At 68.6% G+C, this 24779-nt stretch carries 24 protein-coding genes and 1 riboswitch; of the genes, 8 read left to right on the plus strand and 16 right to left on the minus strand.

The window, feature by feature from the left end:
• Positions 1–61: 61 nt before the first annotated feature.
• From gcvPB to D3869_RS02880, 5 genes are all read right to left on the minus strand, one after another.
• Positions 62–1654 (minus strand): aminomethyl-transferring glycine dehydrogenase subunit GcvPB, encoded by a 1593-nt coding sequence (gene gcvPB, locus D3869_RS02860; protein WP_137138872.1) that lies wholly within the window; start codon positions 1652–1654, stop codon positions 62–64.
• A complete protein-coding gene (gcvPA, locus tag D3869_RS02865) occupies positions 1654–2994 on the minus strand; it encodes an aminomethyl-transferring glycine dehydrogenase subunit GcvPA (RefSeq protein WP_137138873.1) in 1341 nt (446 codons plus the stop codon). The genes gcvPB and gcvPA overlap by 1 nt, the downstream gene beginning before the upstream one ends.
• A 1-nt stretch (position 2995) precedes the next feature.
• Complete coding sequence (gene gcvH, locus D3869_RS02870; protein WP_038527146.1) at positions 2996–3370, minus strand: glycine cleavage system protein GcvH; 375 nt, start codon at positions 3368–3370, stop codon at positions 2996–2998.
• Positions 3371–3402: 32 nt separating this feature from the next.
• The gene (gene gcvT, locus D3869_RS02875) at positions 3403–4515 is read right to left on the minus strand and encodes a glycine cleavage system aminomethyltransferase GcvT (RefSeq protein ID WP_137138874.1); all 1113 of its coding nucleotides are present in this window, start codon (positions 4513–4515) and stop codon (positions 3403–3405) included.
• Positions 4516–4690: 175 nt separating this feature from the next.
• Positions 4691–4790, minus strand: a riboswitch (glycine riboswitch).
• Between the two features lie 72 nt (positions 4791–4862).
• Positions 4863–5108, minus strand: coding sequence for a CDGSH iron-sulfur domain-containing protein (locus D3869_RS02880; RefSeq protein ID WP_035674770.1), 246 nt, complete (start codon positions 5106–5108; stop codon positions 4863–4865).
• Between the two features lie 301 nt (positions 5109–5409).
• Here D3869_RS02880 and D3869_RS02885 point away from each other — a divergent pair, with 301 nt between their 5' ends.
• Positions 5410–6252 (plus strand): hypothetical protein, encoded by an 843-nt coding sequence (locus tag D3869_RS02885; RefSeq protein ID WP_137138875.1) that lies wholly within the window; start codon positions 5410–5412, stop codon positions 6250–6252.
• 294 nt (positions 6253–6546) lie between these two features.
• On the opposite strand, the gene D3869_RS02890 is transcribed toward D3869_RS02885, so the two are convergent.
• The gene (locus D3869_RS02890; protein WP_137138876.1) at positions 6547–7134 is read right to left on the minus strand and encodes a hypothetical protein; all 588 of its coding nucleotides are present in this window, start codon (positions 7132–7134) and stop codon (positions 6547–6549) included.
• A gap of 133 nt (positions 7135–7267) precedes the next feature.
• On the opposite strand from D3869_RS02890, the gene ispH reads away from it, so the two are divergent.
• The 5 genes from ispH (at position 7268) to D3869_RS02915 (ending at position 11774) form a co-directional block, all read left to right on the plus strand.
• Positions 7268–8248 (plus strand): 4-hydroxy-3-methylbut-2-enyl diphosphate reductase, encoded by a 981-nt coding sequence (ispH, locus tag D3869_RS02895; RefSeq protein WP_137138877.1) that lies wholly within the window; start codon positions 7268–7270, stop codon positions 8246–8248.
• 32 nt (positions 8249–8280) lie between these two features.
• Positions 8281–8517, plus strand: a complete 237-nt coding sequence (locus D3869_RS02900; RefSeq protein ID WP_137138878.1) for a hypothetical protein — start codon at positions 8281–8283, stop codon at positions 8515–8517.
• A gap of 65 nt (positions 8518–8582) precedes the next feature.
• Entirely contained in the window at positions 8583–9566 is a 984-nt protein-coding gene (locus D3869_RS02905; RefSeq protein ID WP_103039978.1) for a homoserine kinase, read from the plus strand.
• 4 nt (positions 9567–9570) lie between these two features.
• Entirely contained in the window at positions 9571–10065 is a 495-nt protein-coding gene (rnhA, locus tag D3869_RS02910; RefSeq protein ID WP_137138879.1) for a ribonuclease HI, read from the plus strand.
• Between the two features lie 110 nt (positions 10066–10175).
• Positions 10176–11774 carry an AMP-binding protein gene (locus tag D3869_RS02915; protein ID WP_137138880.1) on the plus strand — a complete coding sequence of 533 codons (1599 nt, stop codon included), beginning with the start codon at positions 10176–10178 and terminating at the stop codon, positions 11772–11774.
• A 165-nt stretch (positions 11775–11939) separates the two neighbouring features.
• Here the strand turns inward: D3869_RS02915 and D3869_RS02920 are convergent, their stop codons facing one another.
• Together D3869_RS02920 and D3869_RS02925 are read right to left on the minus strand one after the other, a co-directional pair.
• Entirely contained in the window at positions 11940–12422 is a 483-nt protein-coding gene (locus tag D3869_RS02920; RefSeq protein ID WP_038527122.1) for a peroxiredoxin, read from the minus strand.
• Between the two features lie 28 nt (positions 12423–12450).
• On the minus strand, positions 12451–14532 hold the full coding sequence (locus D3869_RS02925) for a protein-disulfide reductase DsbD family protein (RefSeq protein WP_137138881.1): 2082 nt from the start codon (positions 14530–14532) through the stop codon (positions 12451–12453).
• Positions 14533–14690: 158 nt separating this feature from the next.
• On the opposite strand from D3869_RS02925, the gene D3869_RS02930 reads away from it, so the two are divergent.
• On the plus strand, positions 14691–15266 hold the full coding sequence (locus D3869_RS02930; RefSeq protein ID WP_094302889.1) for a YqgE/AlgH family protein: 576 nt from the start codon (positions 14691–14693) through the stop codon (positions 15264–15266).
• A gap of 70 nt (positions 15267–15336) precedes the next feature.
• Here D3869_RS02930 and D3869_RS02935 read toward each other — a convergent pair whose 3' ends face one another.
• The 5 genes from D3869_RS02935 to D3869_RS02955 all read right to left on the minus strand — a co-directional run bounded on the left by D3869_RS02935 (position 15337) and on the right by D3869_RS02955 (position 20626).
• Complete coding sequence (locus tag D3869_RS02935; RefSeq protein ID WP_137138882.1) at positions 15337–15540, minus strand: hypothetical protein; 204 nt, start codon at positions 15538–15540, stop codon at positions 15337–15339.
• Between the two features lie 119 nt (positions 15541–15659).
• Positions 15660–16250, minus strand: a complete 591-nt coding sequence (locus D3869_RS02940) for a GNAT family N-acetyltransferase (RefSeq protein ID WP_014240843.1) — start codon at positions 16248–16250, stop codon at positions 15660–15662.
• A 27-nt stretch (positions 16251–16277) separates the two neighbouring features.
• Positions 16278–17534 (minus strand): M16 family metallopeptidase, encoded by a 1257-nt coding sequence (locus D3869_RS02945; RefSeq protein ID WP_137138883.1) that lies wholly within the window; start codon positions 17532–17534, stop codon positions 16278–16280.
• Positions 17531–18943, minus strand: coding sequence for a threonine synthase (thrC, locus tag D3869_RS02950; RefSeq protein WP_137138884.1), 1413 nt, complete (start codon positions 18941–18943; stop codon positions 17531–17533). The genes D3869_RS02945 and thrC overlap by 4 nt, the downstream gene beginning before the upstream one ends.
• 354 nt (positions 18944–19297) lie before the next feature.
• Positions 19298–20626 (minus strand): glycoside hydrolase family 5 protein, encoded by a 1329-nt coding sequence (locus D3869_RS02955; protein WP_137138885.1) that lies wholly within the window; start codon positions 20624–20626, stop codon positions 19298–19300.
• A gap of 476 nt (positions 20627–21102) precedes the next feature.
• Here D3869_RS02955 and D3869_RS02960 point away from each other — a divergent pair, with 476 nt between their 5' ends.
• The gene (locus D3869_RS02960) at positions 21103–22053 is read left to right on the plus strand and encodes an IS481 family transposase (RefSeq protein ID WP_137138886.1); all 951 of its coding nucleotides are present in this window, start codon (positions 21103–21105) and stop codon (positions 22051–22053) included.
• Positions 22054–22072: 19 nt separating this feature from the next.
• Here the strand turns inward: D3869_RS02960 and D3869_RS02965 are convergent, their stop codons facing one another.
• Genes D3869_RS02965 through D3869_RS02975 form a run of 3 tightly spaced genes read right to left on the minus strand, consistent with a single transcriptional unit; the run spans position 22073 to position 24699 of the window.
• Positions 22073–23569: a carboxypeptidase M32 gene (locus D3869_RS02965; RefSeq protein WP_137138887.1), complete on the minus strand. Its 1497-nt coding sequence runs from the start codon at positions 23567–23569 to the stop codon at positions 22073–22075.
• Between the two features lie 12 nt (positions 23570–23581).
• Complete coding sequence (locus tag D3869_RS02970) at positions 23582–24322, minus strand: SURF1 family protein (RefSeq protein WP_137140547.1); 741 nt, start codon at positions 24320–24322, stop codon at positions 23582–23584.
• Between the two features lie 2 nt (positions 24323–24324).
• Positions 24325–24699, minus strand: coding sequence for a DUF983 domain-containing protein (locus D3869_RS02975; RefSeq protein ID WP_094302896.1), 375 nt, complete (start codon positions 24697–24699; stop codon positions 24325–24327).
• Positions 24700–24779 lie beyond the last annotated feature (80 nt).

Below are 24779 nucleotides of genomic sequence, written 5' to 3' on the forward strand. Positions count from 1 at the left end.
AGGAGAGGGAGTTTGTCCCCTCCCCTGCGAAGCGGGGGAGGGTTAGGGAGGGGGCAAGACCTTACTCCGCCGCGACCTTCTCCGGCTCCACCGCAGGCGTCCACCGCAGCACCGGCTTGCGCGCCGCGGCGGTCTCGTCGAGGCGGCGGCGCGGGGTCAGTCGCGGGGCGCCCTGGAAATACGCCACGTCGCCGGACTTGGCCCGCTCCGCCAGGGCGCGCAGGGCGGTGACGAACTGGTCCAGGCTGGCCTTCGACTCGGTCTCGGTCGGCTCGATCAGCAGGGCGCCGTGCACGACCAGCGGGAAGTACATGGTCATCGGGTGGAAGCCCTCGTCGATCAGCGCCTTGGCGATGTCGAGCGTGGTCACCCCCGTCCCCTTCAGGAAGCGGTCGTCGAACAGGCATTCGTGCATGCACGGCCCGTCGAAGGAGGGCGTCATCACGTCCTGCAGGCGGGCCAGCAGGTAGTTCGCGTTGAGCACCGCGTCGTTCGCCACCTGCCGCAGGCCATCGGCGCCATGGCTCATCATGTAGGCGAGCGCGCGGACGAACATGCCCATCTGGCCGTGGAACGCCTTCATCCGCCCGAAGGCCGGGCCGTCGCCGGCCTGCTCCACCAGACGGAAGGCGCCGCCCTTGTCCTGCACCACGTAGGGCACCGGAACGTAGGGGGCCAGCGACTCCGCGAAGACCACCGGGCCGGAGCCCGGACCACCGCCGCCGTGCGGGGTGGAGAAGGTCTTGTGCAGGTTGATGTGCATCACGTCGATGCCGAGGTCGGCCGGGCGCACCCGCCCGACGATGGCGTTGAAGTTGGCGCCGTCGCAGTAGAAATAGGCGCCCGCCGCGTGCACCGCCTCGGCGATGGTGATGATGTCGCGCTCGAACAGGCCGCAGGTGTTCGGGTTGGTCAGCATCAGGCCGGCCACGTCGGGACCGAGCTTGGCCTTCAGCGCCTCCAGATCGACGCGCCCGTCCTCGGTCGCCGGAATTGCCTCGACGGCGTAGCCGCAGGCGGCGGCGGTCGCCGGGTTGGTGCCGTGGGCGCTTTCCGGGACGAGGATCTTGGTGCGGCCGCCCCCATTTCCAGAATGGTCGCCCTTGGCGTCATGGGCGGAGCGGATCGCCATGATGCCGCACATCTCGCCGTGCGCGCCCGCCGCCGGGGCCAGCGTCACCGCCGCCATGCCGGTCAGCGTGGCGAGCCAGCGGCCAAGCTCCGCCATCAGCTCCAGCGCCCCCTGCACCGTGCTTTCGGGCTGGAGCGGGTGCACGTCGGCGAAGCCCGGCAGCCGCGCCATCTTCTCGTTGAGGCGCGGGTTGTGCTTCATCGTGCAGGAGCCGAGCGGGTACAGGCCGCTGTCGATGGCGTAGTTCTTCTGCGACAGGCGGGTGTAGTGGCGGACCACCTGTGGCTCGGCGAGGCCCGGCAGGCCGATCCGGCCGCGCGGCTTGACGGCGCCCAGACGCGAGTCCACCGCGGGGACCTCCGGCAGGTCGACGCCGCAACGCCCGGCGCTGTCCTGTTCGAAGATCAGCGGCTCCTCGATCTGAAGGCCGCGGTTGCCGGTGACGGTCTGCGGAACGGCGCTGTCCGAATTCTGGATGCCCCCGGAGATATGAGTTGGGCGACCCTGGTTGTTCATGCTCATCACAGAACCTCGGCGAGGGCGGTGGCGAAGGCGTCCATGTCGGACTCGGTGTTGGTCTCGGTGGCGGCCACGATCAGCAGGTCGTCGAGCCCGCCGCCAAACAGGCGGGAGGCCGGAACGCCGCCCAGGATGCCGCGTTGCGCCAGCGCCTCCACGACCTCCGCGGCCGGCTTCGGCAGCTTGACCGTGAATTCGTTGAAGAAGCTGCCGTTGACGATCTCGACACCCGTCACCGCCGCCAGCTTGTCAGCCAGTTGAACGGCCTTGGCGTGGTTGATCTCGGCGAGCCGGGTGAAGCCCTCCTCCCCGAGCAGGCTGAGGTGGATGGAGAAGGCCAGCGCGCACAGGCCGGAGTTGGTGCAGATGTTCGAGGTCGCCTTCTCGCGGCGGATGTGCTGCTCGCGGGTGGACAGCGTCAGCACGAAGCCGCGCCGCCCGTCGGCGTCCACCGTCTGGCCGCAGAGGCGACCCGGCATCTGGCGGACCAGCTTCTCCTTCACCGCGAACAGCCCGACATAGGGGCCGCCGAAGTTCAGCGCGTTGCCCAGCGACTGGCCCTCCGCCGCCACGATGTCGGCGCCCATCTCCCCCGGCGGGGTCAGCAGGCCGAGCGACACGGCCTCCGTCACCACGACGATCAGCAGGGCGCCCTTGGCCTGGCAGGCCTTGCCCAGCTCCGTGTAGTCGCGGACATGGCCGAACACATCGGGGTTCTGCACGACGACGCAGGAGGTGTCGCCATCGACCGCGGCCAGCAGGTCCTCGCCGCCCGTCGGGGCCGGCGGCATCACCACCGTCTCGAAGCCGATGAAGCGGGCGTCGGTCGTCGTGGTGTCGCGGTAATGCGGGTGCAGGCCGCCGGACAGCACCGCCTTCTTCCGGCGGGTGACGCGGTTGGCCATCATCACGGCTTCCGCGCAGGCGGTGGCGCCGTCGTACATGGAGGCGTTGGCGACGTCCATGCCGGTCAGCAGCGAGACCTGGGTCTGGAACTCGAACAGGACCTGCAGCGTGCCCTGGCTCACCTCCGGCTGGTACGGGGTGTAGGCGGTCAGGAACTCGCCGCGCTGCACCAGATGGTCCACCGTCGCCGGGATGTGGTGGCGGTAGGCACCGGCGCCGAGGAAGCTCGGCACGCTGCCGGCGGGCAGGTTCTTCCCCGCCATCGCCGACAGGGCGCGATCGACCTCAAGCTCGCCCATATGGTTGGACAGCCCCTCGATCGGGCCGGAGAGGCGGGCCGCCTCGGGCACGTCGCGGAACAGCTCGTCCACCGACGGCACGCCGATGGCCTCCAGCATGGAGCGCCGGTCGGCCTCGGTCAGGGGCAGGTAGCGCATCTCAGGCTTGCCCTTCCACGAAGGCCTTGTAGGCCGCTTCGTCCATCAGCCCGTCCAGCTCCGCCGGGTTGCTGAGGCGCAGCTTGAAGAACCAACCCGTGGTCTCGGCCCCGGCGTTGACCAGCGACGGGTCGTTCTCCAGATCGGCGTTGGCCTCGATCACCTCGCCGGAGACCGGGGCGAACACGTCGCTGGCGGCCTTCACCGACTCCACGACGGCGGCTTCCTTGCCCTGGGCGAGCTGGCGGCCGACGTCCGGCAGTTCCACGAACACGACGTCGCCGAGCTGGTGCTGGGCGTGGTCGCTGACGCCGACGGTGCCGACATCGCCCTCGACGCGGACCCACTCATGGTCCTTGGTGTACTTGATGGTCATGGTTGTCCCCTGTTCGCTCAGTGTTTGTTTGGTCAGCCGCGGTAGTAGCGCTGCGGCACGAAGGGCATGGCGGCGACCTTGGCGGCCAGCGGCTTGCCGCGGACCATGAGCTGCACCGGCGTGCCCACGGCGGCGTGCGCGCGGTCCACATAGCCCATGGCGACCGGGGCCGAGGCGGTGGGGCCGAAGCCGCCGCTGGTCACCTCGCCGATCTTTTGTCCGTCCGCGTCGCAGACGTCGGTGTGCTCGCGGGCCGGCTGGCGGCCTTCCGGCTGCAGGCCGACACGGCGGCGCGGGGCGCCGTTGGCGAGCTGGTCCTTGATGATGGCGTAGCCGGGAAAGCCGCCCTCCTCCCGGCGGCGCTTGGACAGCGCCCATTCCAGCCCGGCTTCGACCGGCGTCGTCGTCTCGTCGATGTCGTGGCCGTAGAGGCAGAGGCCGGCCTCCAGCCGCAGCGAATCGCGGGCACCCAGCCCGATGGCCTCGACCTCGCCCTCGGCCAGCAGGGCGCGGGCAATGGTCTCGGCGTCGGACTTGTCGCAGGAGATTTCGTAGCCGTCCTCGCCCGTGTAGCCGGAGCGGGTGACGATGACCGGGATGCCGTCGAAGGTGGCCGGCAGGTAGCTCATGAATTTCATGGTGGCCGCTTCGGGGATGAAGCGCCCGAGCACCGCCGCGGCCTCCGGCCCCTGCAGGGCCATCAAAGCGAGGTCGTCCAGCAGTTCCACCTCGGCCTTGCCCTTCAGCCGCTCGCGCATGTGGGCGACGTCATGGTCCTTGCGGGCGGCGTTGACGACCAGGAACAGGTGATCCCCGGCGTTGGTGACCATAAGGTCATCCAGGATGCCGCCCTGCTCGTTCAGGAACAGCGTGTAGCGCATGCGCCCACGGGCCAGCCCTTTGATGTCGCCGGGAACCAGCGTCTCCAGGGCGGCGGCCGGGTCCTCGCCGGTCAGGCGCACCTGCCCCATGTGCGACACGTCGAACAGCCCGGCCTTGGCGCGGGTGTGCTGGTGTTCCTTGAGGATGCCGAGCGGGTACTGCACCGGCATGTCGTAGCCGGCGAAGGGCACCATCTTGCCCTTCAGCTCCAGATGGAGGCTGTGCAGCGGCGTTGTCTTGAGGGACTCAGAAGCCTCGGTCACGCGGGTCCTCCGACATAGGGTCGCACAACCCGCGCCGGGATTGGCGCGAGTCCTGCCCCCTCTGTCCTGGACCTGAGAGATTCACCGGCGGGGTCCAACCCTCGACAACCGGTTTACTCCTTCGGTGAGCCGTCATCCGCTGTGCGCGGACCGGGCTGCTTTCCAGAGTTGCCTTATCCCCCTTGCGGTCCTTTTGCCTGAGAGTTTCCGGGGCGGTTGCTCCTTCGGCGCCACTGTCCGGTGAACCGGCCAGTGATCTCTCCCGCGAGGGATCGTCGGCTTGTGCCGCTTAACCTACCGGGACCTTTGCGAATGTCAATCGGGGTTCGCTGGGGTCCCGGCGACGCTCACTTCAGGTCCAGATGGCTGCCGTCGCAGAAAGGCGGTTTCTTGGTCGCCTTGCAGCCGCAGAAGCGCGCCTTCATGGAGGTGGCGGGGGCGAACTTCATCGGCTCCAGCCCGGTGCCGGCGTGGCTGCCGTCGCACAGCGGCTGCTTGGCGCTGCGCCCGCAGCGGCACCACCAATAGGTCTTGCCGGCTTCCAGCTCGATGATGATGGGTTCCTTGGTCGCGGCGACCGGTGCGCTGGCCATGAGTCCTGTCCTTTGTTTGATCGCTGAATCCAGTGCGGACCATCGAAGGCTAACCGACCCGGACATTAAGGCAAGCGTCCTACGAACGGCATCGTTTCCGCCGCTTTCCAGCCCGTTTCCAAGCGAATCGGACGGGGGAAGTCGCAGCGACAGGCGTGGTGTGTCAAGGATTTTAATCTATAAATGTGAGTATTGCAGCATTTAAAATCTTACGAGAGGATGATAGTCCTAATTTCGCCCGCCGCGAAGCCATTTGCCCAGCGGTTCCTCACTGAACCGCCAATCTTTCAAGGAGCGTTCCATGTCCGTCCAAACCTTCAACCCGACCGATCTGTCGCAGAGCGCCGCTAATTGGGCCGTCGCCCAGCGCATCGTCGGCCCCTTCGCCCCGCACGCCCAGGTGTCACCTGATCTAACCATCGCCCTCGACCCCGGCTATCTGCTGAACGGCACCACCCTGACCGAAGTGAAGGCGCAGGTCGTCGGCCCCTTCGCACCGCCGGTCTCTGGCTTCCGCATCGACCGCGTGGTGGTGGACCGTACGACAGGGGTTGCTTCCGTCGTCACCGGTTCGATGAGCAATTTAACTCCGCCAGCCATTCCTATGGGAAAACTGCCGGTCGCTCGGGTGTTACTACAGACCACCACCGATGCCATCACCAACACCGTCATCGTGGATGAGCGAGCGTTGTTCGACCAGACACCGCCGACGGCATCCCAGGTGATGTGCCGAGCAAGTCTGAATGGGGTGAATCAAACAGGCGTCCCAATGCATCCCACCGTTGTGAAAGTGATGCTATCGCATGCATCCATCGACATTGGGAACAGCTTCGACGCAGCCAACAACTGCTTCAGGCCGAATTTCCCCGGCTATTATCTCATTTATGCTCAAATCGCCATGACCATGACCAACGATACATGGCTGGGTGTGCTACTCAAACTAAATGGTGCCAGCGCGGGCTTCGCATATGGAGGCATCAGTTGTTCGGGCGGCAATCGCATTCACAGCACTGTCGAGGACATTGTATATCTTAACGGCACTACCGATTACATTGAAATGTGCGGCGCTCAAAATGTGAGTTCCAATGGAACCTTCCTAGGCGCCCCATCGCTAACTTACTTCTTTGCTCAGAAAATCGGTTAGCAAGACAGAAGAAACGCCCCACGCTCGGAAAACAATTTGCCTCCCAACAAGCCCCGCCGATTTCGGCGGGGCTTACTATCCACAGAGAAGACAGGAGAGCGAATATTTTACGAATACAGGAAAGCCCATGGAACAGACTGCACAGCAGAAGCCACAGCATTATATTCAAGAACCAAGCTATCAGCGCCTTGCATTCCAGGCGGCAATGCTCGGAATGCACTGACACGCGACGTATAGAGTTTTACGGACTCCGTAACACTTCAGAGAACGGCTCAGCACCCGTCCCTTATCCGCTTACTGCTTCATCTGCGCCCGATTGAAGGCCAATTGCTCTGGCGTCAGCTGGAAGCCCAGGAAAATCTTCCAGTCCTTGCCGTTGGCGTCCTTGGGCAGCGGAATCTTCGGGGCCAGTTCCTCGCGGCTGCCGGAGCGGAGCTTGCCGGCGTCGAAGGTCACGGAGGTGTCGAACTCCGACTTGGTGGTCGGCGTCTCCTCGCCCGGCTTGGCGACGGCGACGAAATAGCGGTAATTCGCCGTGTTGCCCTGCATGGCCGGCCCGCGCTCCGCGATCAGGAAGACGTTCACGTTCACCGTGACGCCGTCGCTGGTGTAGTCGCAGTTGCCGGAATAGTCGGCCAGAGCCGCGCGGGAGGTCACGTCCGTCAGGTCACGCCCGCCGCCGTTGCGGAACTGGGTGACCTCCGCCAAATCGCGGACGATGGACACCTTCGGACAGGCCAGGGCCGCATCCGCCGGCGCGTTGGTGCCGCCCCCGAGTCCGGAGCAGCCGGTGAGCGCCAGAACACCCAGACTCGCAAATGCAAGCGCCCGCGGGCTTTTCCGGGCGGGGGTTCCTATATTACGGTCGCGGCGGCGGTCCATCGGTCTGGCCTAACGGTTGGAAGGGTGTGTTCTGCCACGACTTTAGAGAAGCGGTGGGGCCGGCACAAGGCCACGCCGCCGCTGCGACGAACGAACCCCTACACCCCTTTTTCGAGACACCGGAACGACGCGCATGACCCAGACGCCCCTGACCATCCTGCTCGCGGCCCCCCGTGGCTTCTGCGCCGGCGTGGACCGCGCGATCCAGATCGTGGAGGTGGCGCTGGAGCGGTTCGGCGCCCCCGTCTATGTCCGACACGAGATCGTCCACAACCGATTCGTGGTGCAGAGCCTGGAGGCCAAGGGCGCCATCTTCGTGGACGAGCTGGATCAGGTGCCCGACGGGGTGCCGGTGGTCTTCTCCGCCCACGGCGTGCCGAAGTCGGTCCCGGCGGCGGCGGAGCAGCGCGGCCTGTTCTACCTCGACGCCACCTGCCCGCTGGTCAGCAAGGTGCACCGCGAGGCCGAGCGCCACTTCAACGAGGGCCGCCAGATCGTGCTGATCGGCCACGCCGGCCACCCGGAGGTGATCGGCACCATGGGCCAGTTGCCCAAGGGCGCCGTGGTTCTGGTTGAGACGGTGGAGGACGTGGCGACGGTCCAGGTGGACGACCCGGAGAACCTCGCCTACGCCACCCAGACCACCCTGTCGGTGGACGAGACGGCCAGCATCGTCGCCGCCCTCCAGGCCCGCTTCCCGTCCATCGGCGGACCGAAGAAGGAGGACATCTGCTACGCCACCACCAACCGCCAGCAGGCGGTGAAGGCCATCGCGCCGAAGGTGGACGCCCTGCTGGTGCTGGGGGCGCCGAACTCCTCCAACTCCAAGCGGCTGGTCGAGGTGGCGAAGATCCACGGCTGCCAGCGCGCCCAACTCGTCCAGCGCGCGGCGGACATCGACTGGTCGGCTCTGGACGGGGTCGCCACGCTGGGCATCACCGCCGGCGCGTCGGCCCCCGAAGTGCTGGTGGAGGAGGTCATCGAGGCCGCCCGCGCCCGCTACGCCGTGACGGTGGAGGAGCTGCGCACCGCCTTCGAGGACATCACCTTCAAGCTGCCGAAGTCGCTGCTGGACGGCGGCGCCCCTTCCCGTCCGGTCCCGGCGGACGCATAATCCGGGGACCGGCCTTCGCGAAGGAGACGTTCATGGGCGCGCCCGCCATCCGGAAGCCGGCCATCCAGACAATGGACATCGACGACATGCAGATCCTCTCCGTGCAGGAGGGGCTTCCGGTGGACAGCCGTGCCGTCCGGGCGCAGCCCTGGCGCCGCGACGGACGGCGCTGGATCGTCGAGGATTTCACGGAGGACGCCACGCTGCCGCTGGCCTCCGTCGGGGCGGAGCTTCCGCTGACGGCGCTTTACGACGGCATAGCGCTGTGAGCGGCCCTGGGGTGAACGGTTGCGGCAGCATTGACCGGCGCCCCGAATCCCGGTAAGGCGCTGGCATGGCCGTATACACCGAAGTCACCGACGACGAGCTGAACGCTTTCATCGCCCAGTACGATCTGGGCGCCGTCCTGTCCTGCAAGGGCATCGCGGAGGGGGTGGAGAATTCCAACTTCCTCCTGGTGACGGAGCGCGGCCCCTACATCCTGACGCTCTATGAGAAGCGCACCCGGCGGGAGGATCTGCCCTTCTTCCTGGGCCTGATGGAGCATCTGGCGGACAAGGGCATCGCCTGCCCGCTGCCGGTCCAGGGGACGGACGGCCTGGCCCTGCGCGAGCTGGCCGGGCGCCCGGCGGTGATCGTCACTTTCCTGGCCGGCATGTGGCCGCGCCGCATCACGCCGCATCACTGCGCGGAGCTGGGGACGGCGTTGGCCCGCCTGCATCTGGCCGTCGCCGATTTCCGGATGGAGCGTCCCAACGCCCTGTCGCTGGACGGCTGGAAGGACCTCGCCGGGAAATGCGCGCCGCGCGCCGACGAGGTGGCCCGCGACCTGCGCGCCACGCTGGAGGCGGAGCTTGCGGCGCTGGAGGCCAACTGGCCCGCCGGCCTGCCGTCCGGGGTCATCCACGCCGACCTGTTCCCAGACAATGTGTTCTTCCGCGGCGACGGACTGTCCGGCCTGATCGACTTCTACTTCGCCTGCAACGATTTCCTGGCCTACGACATCGCGATCTGCATGAACGCCTGGTGCTTCGAGGTCGACGGGTCGTTCAACGCCACCAAGGCGCGGATGCTGCTGACCAGCTACCAGAAGGTCCGCCCCCTGTCGCCGGCGGAGCTGGCCGCCCTGCCCTGGCTGTGCCGCGGCAGCGCCCTGCGCTTCCTGCTGACGCGCCTCTACGACTGGCTGAACCATCCGCCGGGGGCCTTCGTGCGCCCGAAGGACCCGCTGGAATATCTGCGCAAGCTGCGCTTCCACCAGACCGTCCGCGGGCTCGGCGACTACGCGCTCGACGACGGCGGCAGCTATCAGGTCTGACGCCATGACGGACACGACGGACACCGGCACCGGCGGCGACAAGGGCGCGCCGAAGGTCGTCGACATCTTCACCGACGGCGCCTGCAGCGGCAACCCCGGCCCCGGCGGCTGGGGGGCCATCCTGCGCTACAACGGGGTGGAGAAGGAGCTGTACGGCGGCGAGCCGGCCACCACCAACAACCGCATGGAGCTGATGGCCGCCATCCAGGCGCTGGAGGCGCTGAAGCGGCCGATGGAGGTGCGGCTCTACACCGACAGCGAATATGTGAAGAACGGCATCACCCAGTGGATTCACGGCTGGAAGGCCCGTGGCTGGAAGACCGCCGACAAGAAGCCGGTGAAGAACGAGGATTTGTGGCGCCGCCTGGACGAGGCGAAGCGGCAGCATCGGATCGAGTTCCACTGGGTCCGTGGCCATGCCGGCCATCCGGAGAACGAGCGGGCCGACGCGCTGGCCCGCCAGGGCGTCGCCGAGGTCCGGCAGTCCGGGCGGGGCTGACCCGTCCGGCGAATGGCCGCCATCCTCAAGGGTTTGTGGACGGCGGCCCCACCGCCCCGCTAGGCTCCCTCCCATAACGAACGACGAAAGATCGTTGGGAGGAGACCGAGATGTATCCGCATTTGCGGAACGAAGCCCGCTGGGTGCTGCCCGAGGTGCTGGCCCATCAGGCCGCTGAACGCGGCGGCAAGACCTTCGTCACGATGATCGCCGGCAAAGAGAACAACGGCGAGTCCCTGACCTACGCCGAGGCGCAGGAGCAGGCGGGCCGTGTGGCCGGCTTCTTCGCGGGGCTGGGCGTGAAGCCGGGTGACACGGTGGCGGTGATGCTGCCGAACGGGCTGGACTTCGTGCGCGTGTGGCTGGGGCTGGGGCGGCTGGGCGCCGTCATGGTCGCGCTGAACACCGAGCTGAAGGGCGGCTTCCTGGAGCACCAGCTTGAAAACGCCGGGGCGGCCCTGGCGGTGGTCGACGCTTCCCTGGCCGACCGGATCACCGACATCGCACCCCGCCTGACCGCGCTGCGCGGGCTTGTGGTGCCCGGTGCCGCCCAAGGATCGCCGCACACCGCGTTGGAAGGCTGGCGCGACGCCGCCCCCTACGACGGCCCCCTGCCCCGCGCCGGCGACGACGCCTGCATCATGTACACGTCGGGCACCACCGGCCTGTCGAAGGGCGTGCTGATGCCGCACGGTCACGGCTTCCTGTTTGGGCTGGGCTCCATCGACAATTTCGCGCTGACCGACGAAGACCGCTTCTACATCTGCCTGCCACTGTTCCACGCCAACGGGCTCTACATGCAGCTCTACGCCGCGATGATCTCCGGCGGGTCGGCGGTGCTGCGCGAGCGGTTCAGCGCGTCCTCCTGGCTCGACGACATCCGGCGCCACGGCTGCACGGTGACCAACTCGCTGGGCGCCGTCACCGCCTTCGTGGTGGCCCAGCCGCCGCGCCCGGACGACCGCGACCACCCGCTGCGCCTCGTCGGCGCCGCCCCCAACCCGGCGGACACCGAGCGGGTGCTGCGCGAGCGCTTCGGCGTCCGCGACGTCATCAGCCTCTATGGCATGACCGAGGTGAACATCCCCCTCTACGCCGAGATGGGCAAGCCGCGCCCCGGCACCTGCGGCAAGGTCTACGACCGTTACTTCGAGGTGGAGATCCGCGATCCGCAGACCGACATCCCGGTGCCGCGCGGTCAGGTCGGCGAGGTCATGGTGCGCCCGAAGGCCGCCTTCGGCTTCCTGTCCGGCTATCACCGGATGCCCGAGAAGACGGTGGAGGCGTGGCGGAACCTGTGGTTCCACACCGGCGACGCCGCGGTGATGGACGCGGAGGGCTACGTCACCTTCGTCGACCGCATCAAGGACTGCATCCGCCGACGCGGCGAGAACGTCTCGTCCTACGAGGTGGAGACGGTGCTGTCGCGGCTGGAGGGTGTGGCGGAGGTCGCCGCCTACGCCGTGCCGGCGGGCATTCCGGGGGCGGAGGACGAAATCATGGTCGCGCTGGTCGCCGCGCCGGGCGCCACCCTGACGCCGGAGGCCGTGGCCGCCTACGCCGAGCGCGAGTTGCCGCGCTACGCCCAGCCCCGCTACATCGACATCGTGGACGCCTTCCCCAAGACGCCGACCGCCAAGGTGCAGAAGGCGAAGCTGCGCGAGCGCGGCGTGGCCGACACCACCTGGGACCGCACGACGGCGGGATGACGCCGCAAACACGCCCTCTCCCGCCCCGGGAGAGGGAGGGACCCGCCGCAGAGCGGCGGGAGGGTGAGGGTGCGGCCAAGAATCAATTATCGATCCTCGCACGACCCTCACCCGCCCGCTGCGCGGGCCCCCTCTCCCGGGACGGGAGAGGGATTTCAGGCCCTCTTACAGGGCGCCCAGCACGGCCTCGGCCGAGGACACCTCGAACTGGCCCGGCTTCTCCACGGCGAGATGGGTCACCTTGCCGTCCTTGGCGACCAGGGCGAAGCGCTGGCCGCGCAGGCCGAGGCCGTAGCCTGTGCCGTCCATCGTCAGGCCCAGCGCCTGGGTCAAAGCGGCGTTGCCGTCCGGCAGCATGGTGACCTTGCCGCCGACGCCGTTCTTCTCACCCCAGGCGCGCATCACGAAGGGGTCGTTGACGGCGAGGCAGACGATGTCGTCCACGCCCTTGGCCTTCAGATCCTCGGCCTTCTGGACGAAGCCCGGCAGATGCTTGGCGGAGCAGGTCGGGGTGAAGGCGCCCGGCACCGAGAACAGCACCACCGTCTTGCCCTTGAACAGCGCGTCGGTGGTGACGTCCTGCATCCCGTTGTCGGTCAGATGCTTCAGCGTGACGGACGGGATGGCGTCGCCCACTTGAATGGTCATGTCTCCTGAACTCCCAATTTTTTGTGTTTCAGCTCTTGATCTTGCCGGACGCCCGGTCGAGCGCGTCGAGGACGGCGCCTTCGGTCAGCAGTTCCGGAAGGGCGATGCCCTCCGGAGCCCCCGGACCATAGACGATGTTGAAGGGAATGCCATAGCGTCCGTGTCGGGCAAGGTAGCGGGCGATGGCCTCGTCCGGGCGGGTCCAGTCGGCGCGCATGGCGGTCACCGTCCCGGCGTCCTCCAGCCGTTGCGCGACGGTGCCGCGGTTCAGCACCAGCTTCTTGTTCGCCTGGCAGGTGATGCACCAGTCGGCGGTGACGTCCACGAAGACGATCCGCCCGGCGGCCACCTGCCCGCGGATCGCCGCCTCGTCGAAGACGGTCCAGCGCGCCGCCGTGCTCTCGGCCACCGGGGCCGCCCCGGCGGAGGGGCCGAAGACAGCGGGAACCGCGAAAGCCACCAGGGCGAGCAGCCCGGCCAGCGCCGCCCCGGCCCAGCGCGCCGTTTCCGCCATCCGACGGCCCAGCCACAACGAGGCGACCAGCCCGCCCATCAGCACGGCGACGGCCAGCGCCGGCACCTCGCCCACCTGGACGACCAGCACCGACAGCAGCCACAGCGCGGTCAGGGCCAGCGCCCCGCCCAGCACCTGGCGCAGCGCCACCATCCAGCGCCCCGGGCGCGGCAGCAGGCGCGCGGCCCGCGGGAAGGCGGCGATCATCAGGTAGGGCAATGCCAGCCCGACGCCGAGCGCGGCGAAGATGGCGAACACCTCCAGCGCCCCGCGGGCCAGCGCGAAGCCCACCGCCGTCCCCAGGAAGGGCGCGGAGCAGGGCGTGGCGAGCAGCGTGGCGAAGGCACCCGTCGCGAATTGCCCTCCCAGCCCCTGCCCCTCCGGCCCACCCAGCCGGTCGGCCACGGCGCGCGGCAGCGGAAGCTCGAACAGGCCCCACAGATTGGCGGCGAACAGCGTCACCAGCACGACCATGAAGACGAGGAACAGCGGCTGCTGGAACTGGATGCCCCAGCCCACGGCACCGCCCGCCGCCTTCACCGCGACCAGCGCCCCGGCGAGGATCAGGAAAGAGGTCAGGATGCCCGCCGCCGAGGCCAGGAAGCCGGCGCGCACCGCCGCGGGCGCCCGCCCGCCATGCTGAACAATGGACAGCAGCTTCAGCGACAGCACCGGCAGCACGCAGGGCATCAGGTTCAGGATCAGCCCGCCCAGCAGGGCGACGCCCAGCATGGCCAGCAGCCCCGCCGGAGCCGCCCCGGCGCCCCCCAGCCCAGCCGCGGCGGTCGCCGGAGCCTCGACCGACCGGTTGCCGTCCACCACGGTCAGCGTCATCGCCCGCCCGGCGAGGTCAAGGCCGGGCGGCGGGTCGGTCGCGTCCATCCGCAGGATCGCGCGCCGGTCGCCGTCGAGGAACTGGCTCTTGGGAGCGGCGAAGGTCACCGGCGGGTCGGTCTCCACGAACACGTCGGGTGCGACCATCGGCTCGCGGGCGGTGACCTCGACCTCCAGCGCGGCACCCTGGCCGCGCACCGCCGTGACGGTCAGGCCGGACGCCCGCCCGTCGCCGGGCACCAGGGACTGGGCGCGGGCGATGTCGTTGGCCGACGGCCCCGGCGTCGCCGGCCCCTCGGGGATGGACAGCGACAGCGCCACCATCTCCGGCACGCAGATGGTCGAGCAGACCAGCAGCTCCGCCTTCAGCGCGAGGTCGAGCGGCCTGCCGGGCTCCGCCGGGGTGGCGGCGACGGGGAACAGCACCTCCGCGTCGTAGCCCGCCGTCTCGAAGCCCAGGACGGTGAAGCGGTGCGGCGCGGGGTAGACCAGCTCCGTCGCCTTGAGGTTCCGCGACTCCGACCAGTCCAGCCGCGGCGCGAAGCCGGCGTCGCCCGGGGTGCGCCAATAGGTCTTCCAGCCCGGCTCCAGCCGGACCTCCAGCCCCAGGGGGATTTTGGCGAGATCGCCCACCCCCTGCACCGACGCGACGAGCCGCGCCTCCACCGGGCCGGACTTGACCCAGGCGCCGGTCTCCGCCCTCCCCATTCCGGGTGCGGCCAAGGCCAGGATGGCGAGCAGGAACGGAACAAACCTTTTCATCGCACCGACTGTTCTCATATCAAGACGCAGCGGGCCGCCCATCGGCCGCGGCTGTATATGGATGACAAAGCTTGGCCCGTGCTGTCACACTCGGGCGAAGACGGCTTCGGGCGGGCCGCCCAACGGTCCGCCCGTCCCCCGACACAAGGATAGCGCCCATGCCGCACCTGACCAAGTCCTCGGACTATCTGACCGGCCAGTTGCTGATCGCCATGCCGGGCATGACGGACCCGCGTTTTCAGCGGACCGTGATCTATATGTGCGCCCACAACGAAGACGGCGCCATGGGCCTCGTCGTCAATCGCCTGTTCGGGTCGGTCACCTTCGAGGATTTGCTGGAGCAGCTCGAGATCGAAATCCAGGAGCCGGTCGCCAACATGCCCGTCCATTATGGCGGGCCCGTGGAGTCCGGGCGCGGATTCGTCCTGCATTCGACCGATTACGTGCGGGACGGCACGCTGGTGGTGGACGACGAGGTGGCGCTGACCGCGACCATCGACATCCTGCGCGCGATTTCCGAGGACCGCGGGCCGCGCCGCAACATCCTGCTGCTCGGCTACGCCGGCTGGGGGCCGGGGCAGTTGGACGCGGAAATCCAGGCGAACGGCTGGCTGAACGTGCCCTGCGACGAGTCGCTGCTGTTCGATCCCGAACTGGACACCAAGTGGGAACGCTCGATCGCCAAGCTCGGCGTCAGCCTGTCCATGCTGTCGGCGGAGGCCGGGCACGCCTGACGGCGTCCGCTCCCGGTCACGGGCACGACCCGCCGCACGGCACGCGGCGGGGCCTCTCATCAAAGTTTGGTTACGGACCCTTGCTGGCGATCGCCAGGGCGAGGCCGCGCGCCTGCATCAGTTCGCTGCACCGCTCGACCAGCTCGTTGTCGGCGTAGACCGCCCAGCCGCTCTGGAAACCCGACGCCTCATAGCGCAGATCGACGCGGCGCCCGTCCAACTCGACGGTGTAAGTCAGGGAATTTTCTTTCGTCCAGGTGGGGTTCGACGACATATCCGCCTCATGAGATGCGAAGGACATGCCGTCAGCCTGCGCCGGCTCCCTTAACCGCGGGTTAAGCCGGCCGGGACAAAGCCTTGGGAATTGGGGTCGGGGCACCCCGACCGGACGGGCTAGCCCCGCCATTCCTCGCGCAGGATGGCGTAGAGGACATGGTCCCGCCACACCCCGTCGATGCGCAGGTAGCCGCGCGCGTAGCCTTCGTGGGTGAAGCCGACCTTTTCCAGCAGGCCGCGGCTGGGCGCGTTGGTCGGCAGGCAGGCGGCCTCGACCCGGTGCAGCCCCAATTGCCCGAAGGCGAAATCCAGCACCAGCCGCGTAGCACCGGACATGTAGCCGTTGCGCGCGTAAGGCTGTCCGACCCAGTAGCCGAGCGTCGCCATCTGGGCCACGCCGCGCCGCAGGTTGGTCAGCCCCAGCCCGCCGACCAGCCGGTCGGTCGCACGGTCGTAGACGAGGAAGCTGTAGCCCTGATCGTCGCGCCATTCCTGGGCCTGCCGCCGCAGCCGGCGCCCGAAGGCGGCGCGGGTCAGGGCGTCGGCCGGCCAGGTCGGCTCCCAGGGGGTGAGGAAGGCGCGGGAGTCCGCCCGCAGGTCGGCCCATTCGCGCCAGTCCCGCGGCAGCGGCGGGCGGATGTAGCAGATCGGCCCGTCGAGCCGGACCGCCGGCGGGCTGATGAGACCACTGCCGAGCAGGCGGATCATGCTGCCCCTCCCACCCTGGCGCGTCCCTTACCGGAACCGCGCGGCGATGCGGTCATACTCCTCCAGCCGTCCGATCGGGCCGAGCGCGGCGACGGTGGGGCGGCTCTCGCGCAGGCGCCGGGCGACGCGGACGATGGACTCGCGGTCGACCGCCCCGATCTTCTCGACGATCTCCTCCACCGGCACGGGACGCCCATAGACCAGCAGCTGCTGACCAAGCTGCTCGCAGCGCGACATGGAGCTTTCCAGCGCCATCAGCGTCCCGGCGCGGAGCTGGGCCGCGGCGCGGGCCACCTCCTCCTCGGTCACGTCCTCGGTCACCCGCATCAGCTCGTCGCAGACGACGGGGACCAGTTCCGCCACCTCGTCCTCGCCCGTGCCGGCGTAGACGCCGAACAGCCCGCCGTCGCGGTAGGCCCCGGAGAAGGTGTAGATGGAATAGACCAGCCCGCGCTTCTCCCGCACCTCCTGGAAGAGGCGGGAGGACATGCCGCCGCCGAGCAGCGTCGACATCACCGAATGGGCGTAATAGTCCGGGTCGTGCACCCCCACCCCGTCGAAGCCGAGGACGAGGTGCATCTGCTCCAGGTCCCGCGCCTCACGGAAGTCGCCGCCGGAGTAGCGCGCGTCCTCGGACTCCGGCGCCGGGCGGGAGGACAGCCCGTCGAAGGCCGACAGCGCCATGTCGACGAGCCGGTCATGCTCCAGCCGCCCGGCCGCGGCCAGGACGATGCCCGGCGCGCCATAATGACCGTCGATGTAGTCGACCAGCGCCGGCCGCGACAGGGCGCCGACGATCTCCGCCGACCCCAGCACGGGGCGGCCCAGCGCCTGCCCCGGATAGGCGGTGGACTGGAAATGGTCGAAGATGATGTCGTCGGGGGTGTCGGCGGACTGGCCGATCTCCTGAAGCACCACCGTGCGCTCCCGCACCAGTTCCTCGCTGTCGAGGACCGAGTTCTGGAGCATGTCGGCGATGAGGTCGAGCGCCAGCGCCGTGTCCTCGTGCAGGACCTTGGCGTAATAGGCCGTCTGCTCGCGCGTCGTGTAGGCGTTGAGCTGGCCGCCGACATTCTCGATCTCCTCTGAGATGCGGAAGGCGGAGCGCCGCTCGGTGCCCTTGAACAGCATGTGCTCGACGAGATGCGCCACGCCGTTGACGCTCGCGGACTCGTTGCGCGTGCCGACGCCGACCCAGCAGCCGAGCGAGACCGACTGCACGCCGGGCATCGTGTCGGTGGCGACGCGCAGCCCGTTCGGCAGCGTGGTCACGCGGATGCTCATGCGGCCTCCTTGGCGGCGCGGGCGCGGGCGACGACGAACTCCTGGACCGCCGCCACGTCGTTGGGCAGCTCCGACAGCCGCTCCTCCCGCTCGTAGAGGTCGGACAGGCGCGGCGGCAGGACCGGGCGCCGGCCGGTGGCCGTCTCCACCGCGTCGGGGAACTTGGCGGGGTGGGCGGTCGCCATCACCACCACCGGCACCGACGGATCGACCGGGGCGGTCGCCGCGGAATGGATGCCGACGGCGGTGTGCGGATCGACCTGATAGCCGCCGGTCTTCTCCCAGACCTCCTTGATGACGTCCATGGTCCGGGCGTCGTCGGCGCGGCCCGCGGCGAAGATCGCGTGCGCCTCGGCCAGCTGCGCGTCGGTGACGGCGAATTTGCCCGCCGCGCGGAAGCCGTCCATGGCGGCCTGCACGGCGGCGCCGTCGCGGCCCAGCAGGTCGAACAGCAGCCGCTCGAAGTTGGAGGAGATCTGGATGTCCATGCTGGGACTCAATGTGGGCACGACCGGAGCCGCCGACATGGTGCCGCTGGCAAAAAAGCGGGCCAGGATGTCGTTGGCGTTGGACCCCACGATCAGCCGCTCCACCGGCAGGCCCATCGCCCGCGCGCCGTAGGCGGCGTAGACGTTGCCGAAATTGCCGGTGGGCACGGTGAAGGCCACCTTGCGGTCGGGCGCGCCCAGCGCCACCGCGGCGGCGAAGTAATAGACGATCTGGGCCATGATGCGCGCCCAGTTGATCGAGTTCACCGCCGACAGGCCCATCTTGTCGCGGAAGGCCATGTCGTTGAACAGCGCCTTCACCAGATCCTGGCAGTCGTCGAAGGTGCCGTGCAGCGCGATGTTGTGCACGTTGTCCGACAGGACGCTGGTCATCTGGCGGCGCTGCACCTCCGACGTGCGGCCCTTCGGGTGCAGGATGAAGATGTCCACATTCTGGCGGTCGCGGCACGCCTCGATGGCGGCGGAACCGGTGTCGCCCGAGGTGGCCCCGACGATGGTCACCCGCTCCCCGCGCTTGGCCAGCACATGGTCGAACAGGCGGCCGAGCAGTTGCAGCGCCACGTCCTTGAAGGCCAGCGTCGGGCCGTGGAACAGCTCCATCACCCAGGTGCGCTGGTCGAGCTGCACCAGCGGCACCACCGCGGCGTGGTCGAAGCTGGCGTAGGCGTCCGTCACGATGGCCCGGAAATCGTCCTCGGCGATGGCGCCGCCCAGGAAGGGCAGCATGACGCGCACGGCGATCTCGCTGTAGGGAAGGCCGCGCATCGCGCGGATCTCGTCGGCCGAGAACTGCGGCCAGCTTTCCGGGACATAGAGGCCGCCGTCACGCGCGAGACCGGCCAGAAGGACTTCCTCGAAACCCAGGACCGGGGCCTGGCCCCGCGTGCTGACGTACTTCAACGCACACTCTCCGACGCCTGAAGGTGGCCGACGCTGTGGCGGGCCGGCGACTCTTGTGGAACGGGCATAGTTAGCGCCCTCCCACACGCGGCGCAAGCGGCGGGTTCCCTCTTATGCAAGACGCTTGCGCAATACACTCTCGCGGCCATCCCTGCCGTCATTCCCTCTCCCCTCTGGGGAGAGGGTTAGGGTGCGGGGGCATCAGCCCATGCTGCCCCCGCACCCTCCCCACGCCTGCGGCGCGGGTCCCCTCCCTCTCCCCGCTATCGGCGGACCAAAGGTCCGCCTGTCGCGTCAGCGCAAACTTCGTTTGCGCGTGAGCGGAGGGGCGAGGGCAATCGCTCCGCCCGCCGGTCAGGCGCCGGTGTGGACGTCCAGCGGGTCGTGGTGCAGCGCCGACGGATCGTGCGCGGCATCGACCGGCGGAAGCTCCACCGTCTGGGCGGCGAGCGCGGCGTCCACCGACGCGGCGGTGCTGTGATCCACCGCCTGCGGCTGGGTCACCGTGTGGGACAGGACGTTGATGTCACCCTCACCCAGAGCTTGCGCCTTCGCCGGAGCCCAGGCGGCCTTGGCCGGGCTGCCGCCGCCGTCGAACAGGCCTTCCTTGATGGCGTTGTACTTGGTCTGGTCGACCGTCTGCCAATCGTCCTTCAGGATGCCGCCGGTGTCGCCCGAGTTCGGGTTCCACGACCAGTAGGTCCAGCTCGCCCCTTCCTTGCCGGCGCCGAGATCGTTGGTGCCGTTGCCGTCCAGGTCGCCGTTCATGTAGTCGATCAGCTTGGCCATGTAGGCCTTGTCCTGGTCGGTCTCCAGCTTGCCGCCGAACTCGCCGACCAGTACCGGGGCCTTGTCTTCCTTCAGCAGCCAGCCCCAATTGTCGGTGTACTGGCCCGGCAGGTTGTTCGGGTAGTCGCTGGCCTTGAACCACTCCATCTCATGGATGGACGGGCCGTAGGAGTGGACCGAGTAGACCAGCTTGCCCGGATTGTCGAACTCGATCGGGCGGTCCTTGGCGCCGCGCAGGTTGCCGCCCCACCACTCCCACTGGTTCTCGTGGATCTCGACGCCCTCGACCAGCAGCAGCCAATCCTTGTTGACCGACTGGATCTCGTTGCCGATGCGCTCCGCGGCCCAAGCCCAGTCGGTGGCCTTGTCGCCGCCCCCCCAGGTCGCCTGACCGTGCGGCTCGTTGTGCAGGTCGGCGCCGATGACCGTGTCGTTGCCCTTGTAGCGCTCGGCCAGCATCTTCCAGTTTTCGATCATCTTCGACTCCGGGTACTTGTCGTCGTACCACAGGCCGTTCTCGTTGGCCGACGCACCGTCGCTGGAGCGATGGTGGTCGAGGATGACCTTCATGCCGATGCGCCCGGCGTAATCGATCACCTTGTCCATGACCTCAAGCGGGGACTTGTTCGCGAGGTCGGGATTCTTGGAGGTGTCGATGCCCGTCGCCCGGTCGGCGTCCAGAGCCGCGTCGCTCCACGGCAGGCGGATGGTGTTGAAGCCCAGCTCCTTCATCTGCTCCATCATCCCCCAGTACCCGCGCATGTCCATGCCGTTGGGGTTGAAGACGAAGCCCTCGCCGCCAAACCAGTTGACGCCCGTCAGCTTGACGTTCTGACCCGACGAATCGACGATCTGGTTGCCGTCCGTGTGCAGGAAGCCCTTGGCGATGCCCATTGTGCTCAGCCCTCGTTGCCATTCGCGTTGGGCCGGAGGCTGGCGGTTTATGGTTAACGAAATATTGCCAGGAATGTTGCTTAATTCCGGCAATCCAAGGCATGTGTGACCATGTCCGGAAGAACGGATTTTGAAGACATTTGAGACAATGAAGGCGCGTCGAGTGCTTGCGCTGTTTTGAGGCTGTTTTTCCGATTTTTCGCTTGATTGCACGGAGCAGCGTGCAGGAACGAAGGAGGGTTACGGGTCAGCCTTTTGCGTTCCGCAGACTTTGCGGTTTCCTTCGGCGCGGAGGCCACGCATCGGCGACGTTCTTGCCCCCACCCCGGCCCTCCCCCGCTGCGCAGGGGAGGGAGAAAAAGTCCCCTCCCCTGCGTTACCGGGTAAGGGTTAGGTGTGATGTTTCAGGAGGTTGTCCATTCGGCCGGAACCGAGGAAGCTGAAGTTGCGACGCTCAAGCTTTTTCGGAGGGCCGAATGGACATTCACAAGAATGCCGCACTGACCCCGCGCGGTCGAGAGATTGCGGTGCGGCGGGTGCTGGAGGGCGGCGAGACCCGCAGTTCGGTGGCCACCGAGCTGCGGGTTTCGCCGGGCACGATCAGCAAATGGTGCCGGCGCTACAAGGCCGAGGGCGTGGCCGGCCTGCACGACCGCTCCTCGCGGCCAAAGCGCTCGCCCCGCCAGACCGCCGCGGCAACCGCCGAGCGGGTCATCGCGCTGCGCCGGCAGCGCTTCACCTATGGCCGCATCACCGCCGAGCTTGGCGTCTCGGCCGCCACCGTCTCACGCATCCTGCGTACAGCCGGGCTCAACCGCCTCAAGGCGCTCGACCCACCCGAGCCGGTGCGCCGCTACGAGCGCGAGCGCCCAGGCGAGATGCTGCACATCGACATCAAGAAGCTCGGGCGTATCGGCACCATCGGCCACCGCATCACCGGCGATGCCTCCCGGCGCGCCCGCGGGGTGGGCTGGGAGTACGTGCACGTGTGCATCGACGACGCCTCGCGCGTGGCGTTCTGTCAGATCCACGCCGACGAGCGCCAGCACACGGCCGTGCTGTTCCTGGAGGCGGCGCTGGCCTATTACGCCTCGCTGGGCATCACGGTGGAGCGCGTCATGACCGACAACGGCGGCTGCTACCGCTCCAAGGCATTCCGGACCGCCTGCAAGCGCCTGGGCGTCAAGCACATCTTCACCAAGCCCTACACACCCCAGACCAACGGCAAAGCTGAGCGCTTCATCCAGACCGCTCTGCGGGAGTGGGCCTACGCCCACACTTACGAGCACTCAGATCAGCGTGGCGCCAAGCTGCCTCTATGGTTGCACGCCTACAACTGGCATCGACCTCATGCTAGCCTCGGCAAAAAGACCCCCATCAGCCGAATCCGCCTGCCGATGAACAACCTCCTGACACTCCACAGTTAGGGAGGGGGCAAGACTCCGCTCAAGCGCCCAGATACCGGCGTTCCAGATGCCGCCGGAACACCGCCGCATCCAACGGCCGCCCCGTGGCCGCGGTCAGCAGCTCGTCTCCGGACGCGTACAGGCACCCCTTGCCGTGCACGTTCACGCCCAGCCACGCCACCAGCGGCCCGAGGTCACCGCGCACCAGCGCCGGACGGATGTCCGGATCGGCCGTCGCCGCGGCCTCGAACAGCTGGGCGGCGGTCATGGCGCCCAGCGTGTAGCTGGGGAAGTAGCCGCAGGCGCCGGACGGCCAGTGGATGTCCTGAAGGCAGCCCAGCCGGTCGTCCGGCGGCACCACCCCGACCAGTTCCCTCATGCCGTCGTTCCAGGCCCCCGGCAGGTCGGCCAGCGCCAGATCGCCGGCAATCAGCGCCTTCTCCAGCCGGTAGCGCAGGATGATGTGCGCCGGGTAGGTCACCTCGTCGGCGTCCACGCGGATGAAGCCGCGCTCCACCCGGCTGTAGAGGCGGCGCAGGTTGTCCGGCTCCCAGGCCGGGCCGGAGCCGCCGAACGCCTCCTGCGCGACCGGGGCCAGCCAGCACAGGAACTCCGGCGAGCGGCAGGCCTGCATCTCGACGATCAGCGACTGGCTCTCATGCACCGCCATGCCGCGGGCGAGCCCCACCGGCTGGCTCAGCCAATCGCGCGGGCGGCCCTGCTCGTAGAGGGCGTGCCCCGTCTCGTGCATCACCCCCATCAGGGCCTTGGTGAAGTCGTCCTCGTCGTAGCGGGTGGTGATGCGCACGTCGCCCGTGGCGCCGCCGCAGAAGGGATGCAGCGACACGTCCAGCCGCCCGCGGGTGAAGTCGAACCCGGCCGCCCGCATCAGCCGCTCGCCCAGCGCCTTCTGGTTGGCGACGGCGAAGGGCCCCACGGGCCGCAGCGGCGCCGGCTCGGCAGCCTGCCGGTCGAGCACGCGCCCGATCAGCTCCGGCAGGAAGCCGGCCAGCCCGGCGAACAGGGCGTCGATGCGCTCCGACCGGGCGCCGGGATCGTGCTCGTCCAGCATGGCGTCGTAGGGCGACAGACCCATGGCCGCCGCCTTGGCCTCCCCACACTCGCGCACGCGGCGCAGCACCTCCGACAGGCTGGGCAGCAGCTTGGCGAAGTCGCTCTCCGCCCGCGCGCTGCGCCACGTCATCTCGCAGGCCGAGATCGCCTTGCTGGTCGCTTCGATCAGGTCGCCGGGCACAGCGGTGGCGTGGCGGTGGGTGCGCCGCATCTCCCGCAGGTTGGCCGCCTGCCAATCGTCCAGCCCGCCCGCGCCCTCGGCCTCCGCCAGCCAGTCGGCCACGCGGGGGTCGGTTTGCAGCTCGTGCGCCAGCACGGTCAGGGTAGCGGTCTGCTCCGCCCGCCCGTCGCTGGAGCCGTCGGGCATCATCGTCTGGCTGTCCCAACTCAGGATGCCCAGGGCGTCGCCGATGGCGGCGATGCGGGCGAAACGGCGTTCCAACTCCCGATAGGCGGCTGTCATAAGGCGCAACTCCTAGGATGCCGGACCGGTCCTCCGGCGTTGGGACAGCACATAGACGACGATCAGCGTCGCGGCGAGGCTATACCAGGTGAAGGCGTATTGCCTATGGTTGTTGGGCAGCTCGACCAAGGGCTGAATCCCGTTCAGCGGCGCGTTGCCGCGCGCGGGGTCGGGAGTCATCTCGACCGCCAGCGGGGCGACCCTCTCCAGCCCGGCGGAGGCCGCCATGGCCGGCGGGTCCAGCCGCATCCAGGACTCCGCGCCCGGCCGGTTGCCCGGCTGGAGCCAGCCGGCGGGCTGCGGCAGGCGGACCAGACCGGTGATGGTCACCGGTCCCTCCACCCGACTCTCCGGACGGCTGGCGGGGGCGCGCTTGTCCATGGGCAGGAAGCCGCGGTTGACCAGCACCACGCCGCCGCCGTCCTCGGCCGGGCGCTGCAAGGGTGTCAGCAGTTCGTAGCCCGCCTGCCCCTGCCGGGGCCGGGCCACCAGCAGCAGCTCCTTATCGTTCAGGAAGTGCCCGGTGACGGTCACCGGACGGAACTCCAGCGCCTCCGGATCGGCGATGGCGGCGGGCAGCGGGATGGGGGCGGCGTGCAGCCGCTGCTCCACCCGGTGGACCAGATCCTCCTTCCACGCCAGCCGCTGCATCTGCCACGTGCCCAGCCCCAGCATGACCAGCACGGCGGGCACGGTGATCAGCGTCGCCCACAGCGAGGGGCGGAAGCGGCGGGGTTCGGCGGCGGCGGTCATGGTCACTCGTCCGGATCCTCCAGCTCGTTGCGGCGGTGGCGGTACTGCAGCGCCACCACATAGGCCTTGGCCGGGCGCAGCATGCCGAGCGCCAGCCCGAGCACGACGATGCTCCAGACGATGGCGTGCAGCCACAGCGGCCAGTCCACCGACATCGACACCCAGAGCGCCACCGGCACGACCAGGAAGCCCAGGATGAAGATCAGGAAGACCGCCGGCCCGTCGCCGCTGTCCTGCCGGGCGAGGTTCAAATTGCACACCGAACAGCGCTCGTTGACCGTCAGGTAGCCGTCGAACAGCTTGCCCCGTCCGCAGCGCGGGCAGGCACAGCGCAGGCCGGCGGTCAGCGGCGACGGGCTGGTGTAGTGGGTGCTCAAATGACTCGCCTCCCTTCGGGAACGGGAAGCCCCTCTCCCCCGGTGGAGGAGAAGGGCTTCGCAAGGCGACAGGGATGGGA

The organism is Azospirillum brasilense (assembly GCF_005222205.1).
In the GTDB taxonomy this organism is placed as follows: domain Bacteria; phylum Pseudomonadota; class Alphaproteobacteria; order Azospirillales; family Azospirillaceae; genus Azospirillum; species Azospirillum brasilense_G.

Excerpts from the sequence above, each read along its gene's own strand:
- rnhA (WP_137138879.1), top strand. The coding sequence starts at position 9,571 with ATGACGGACACGACGGACACCGGCACCGGCGGCGACAAGGGCGCGCCG.
- gcvH (WP_038527146.1), bottom strand. The coding sequence starts at position 3,370 with ATGACCATCAAGTACACCAAGGACCATGAGTGGGTCCGCGTCGAGGGC.
- D3869_RS02970 (WP_137140547.1), bottom strand. The coding sequence starts at position 24,322 with ATGACCGCCGCCGCCGAACCCCGCCGCTTCCGCCCCTCGCTGTGGGCG.
- D3869_RS02905 (WP_103039978.1), top strand. The coding sequence starts at position 8,583 with ATGGCCGTATACACCGAAGTCACCGACGACGAGCTGAACGCTTTCATC.
- D3869_RS02955 (WP_137138885.1), bottom strand. The coding sequence starts at position 20,626 with ATGGGCATCGCCAAGGGCTTCCTGCACACGGACGGCAACCAGATCGTC.
- gcvPA (WP_137138873.1), bottom strand. The coding sequence starts at position 2,994 with ATGCGCTACCTGCCCCTGACCGAGGCCGACCGGCGCTCCATGCTGGAG.
- gcvPB (WP_137138872.1), bottom strand. The coding sequence starts at position 1,654 with ATGAGCATGAACAACCAGGGTCGCCCAACTCATATCTCCGGGGGCATC.
- D3869_RS02960 (WP_137138886.1), top strand. The coding sequence starts at position 21,103 with ATGGACATTCACAAGAATGCCGCACTGACCCCGCGCGGTCGAGAGATT.
- D3869_RS02900 (WP_137138878.1), top strand. The coding sequence starts at position 8,281 with ATGGGCGCGCCCGCCATCCGGAAGCCGGCCATCCAGACAATGGACATC.
- D3869_RS02920 (WP_038527122.1), bottom strand. The coding sequence starts at position 12,422 with ATGACCATTCAAGTGGGCGACGCCATCCCGTCCGTCACGCTGAAGCAT.
- D3869_RS02925 (WP_137138881.1), bottom strand. The coding sequence starts at position 14,532 with ATGAAAAGGTTTGTTCCGTTCCTGCTCGCCATCCTGGCCTTGGCCGCA.
- D3869_RS02880 (WP_035674770.1), bottom strand. The coding sequence starts at position 5,108 with ATGGCCAGCGCACCGGTCGCCGCGACCAAGGAACCCATCATCATCGAG.
- D3869_RS02890 (WP_137138876.1), bottom strand. The coding sequence starts at position 7,134 with ATGGACCGCCGCCGCGACCGTAATATAGGAACCCCCGCCCGGAAAAGC.
- ispH (WP_137138877.1), top strand. The coding sequence starts at position 7,268 with ATGACCCAGACGCCCCTGACCATCCTGCTCGCGGCCCCCCGTGGCTTC.
- D3869_RS02940 (WP_014240843.1), bottom strand. The coding sequence starts at position 16,250 with ATGATCCGCCTGCTCGGCAGTGGTCTCATCAGCCCGCCGGCGGTCCGG.
- D3869_RS02930 (WP_094302889.1), top strand. The coding sequence starts at position 14,691 with ATGCCGCACCTGACCAAGTCCTCGGACTATCTGACCGGCCAGTTGCTG.
- D3869_RS02965 (WP_137138887.1), bottom strand. The coding sequence starts at position 23,569 with ATGACAGCCGCCTATCGGGAGTTGGAACGCCGTTTCGCCCGCATCGCC.
- D3869_RS02915 (WP_137138880.1), top strand. The coding sequence starts at position 10,176 with ATGTATCCGCATTTGCGGAACGAAGCCCGCTGGGTGCTGCCCGAGGTG.
- D3869_RS02945 (WP_137138883.1), bottom strand. The coding sequence starts at position 17,534 with ATGAGCATCCGCGTGACCACGCTGCCGAACGGGCTGCGCGTCGCCACC.
- D3869_RS02885 (WP_137138875.1), top strand. The coding sequence starts at position 5,410 with ATGTCCGTCCAAACCTTCAACCCGACCGATCTGTCGCAGAGCGCCGCT.
- D3869_RS02935 (WP_137138882.1), bottom strand. The coding sequence starts at position 15,540 with ATGTCGTCGAACCCCACCTGGACGAAAGAAAATTCCCTGACTTACACC.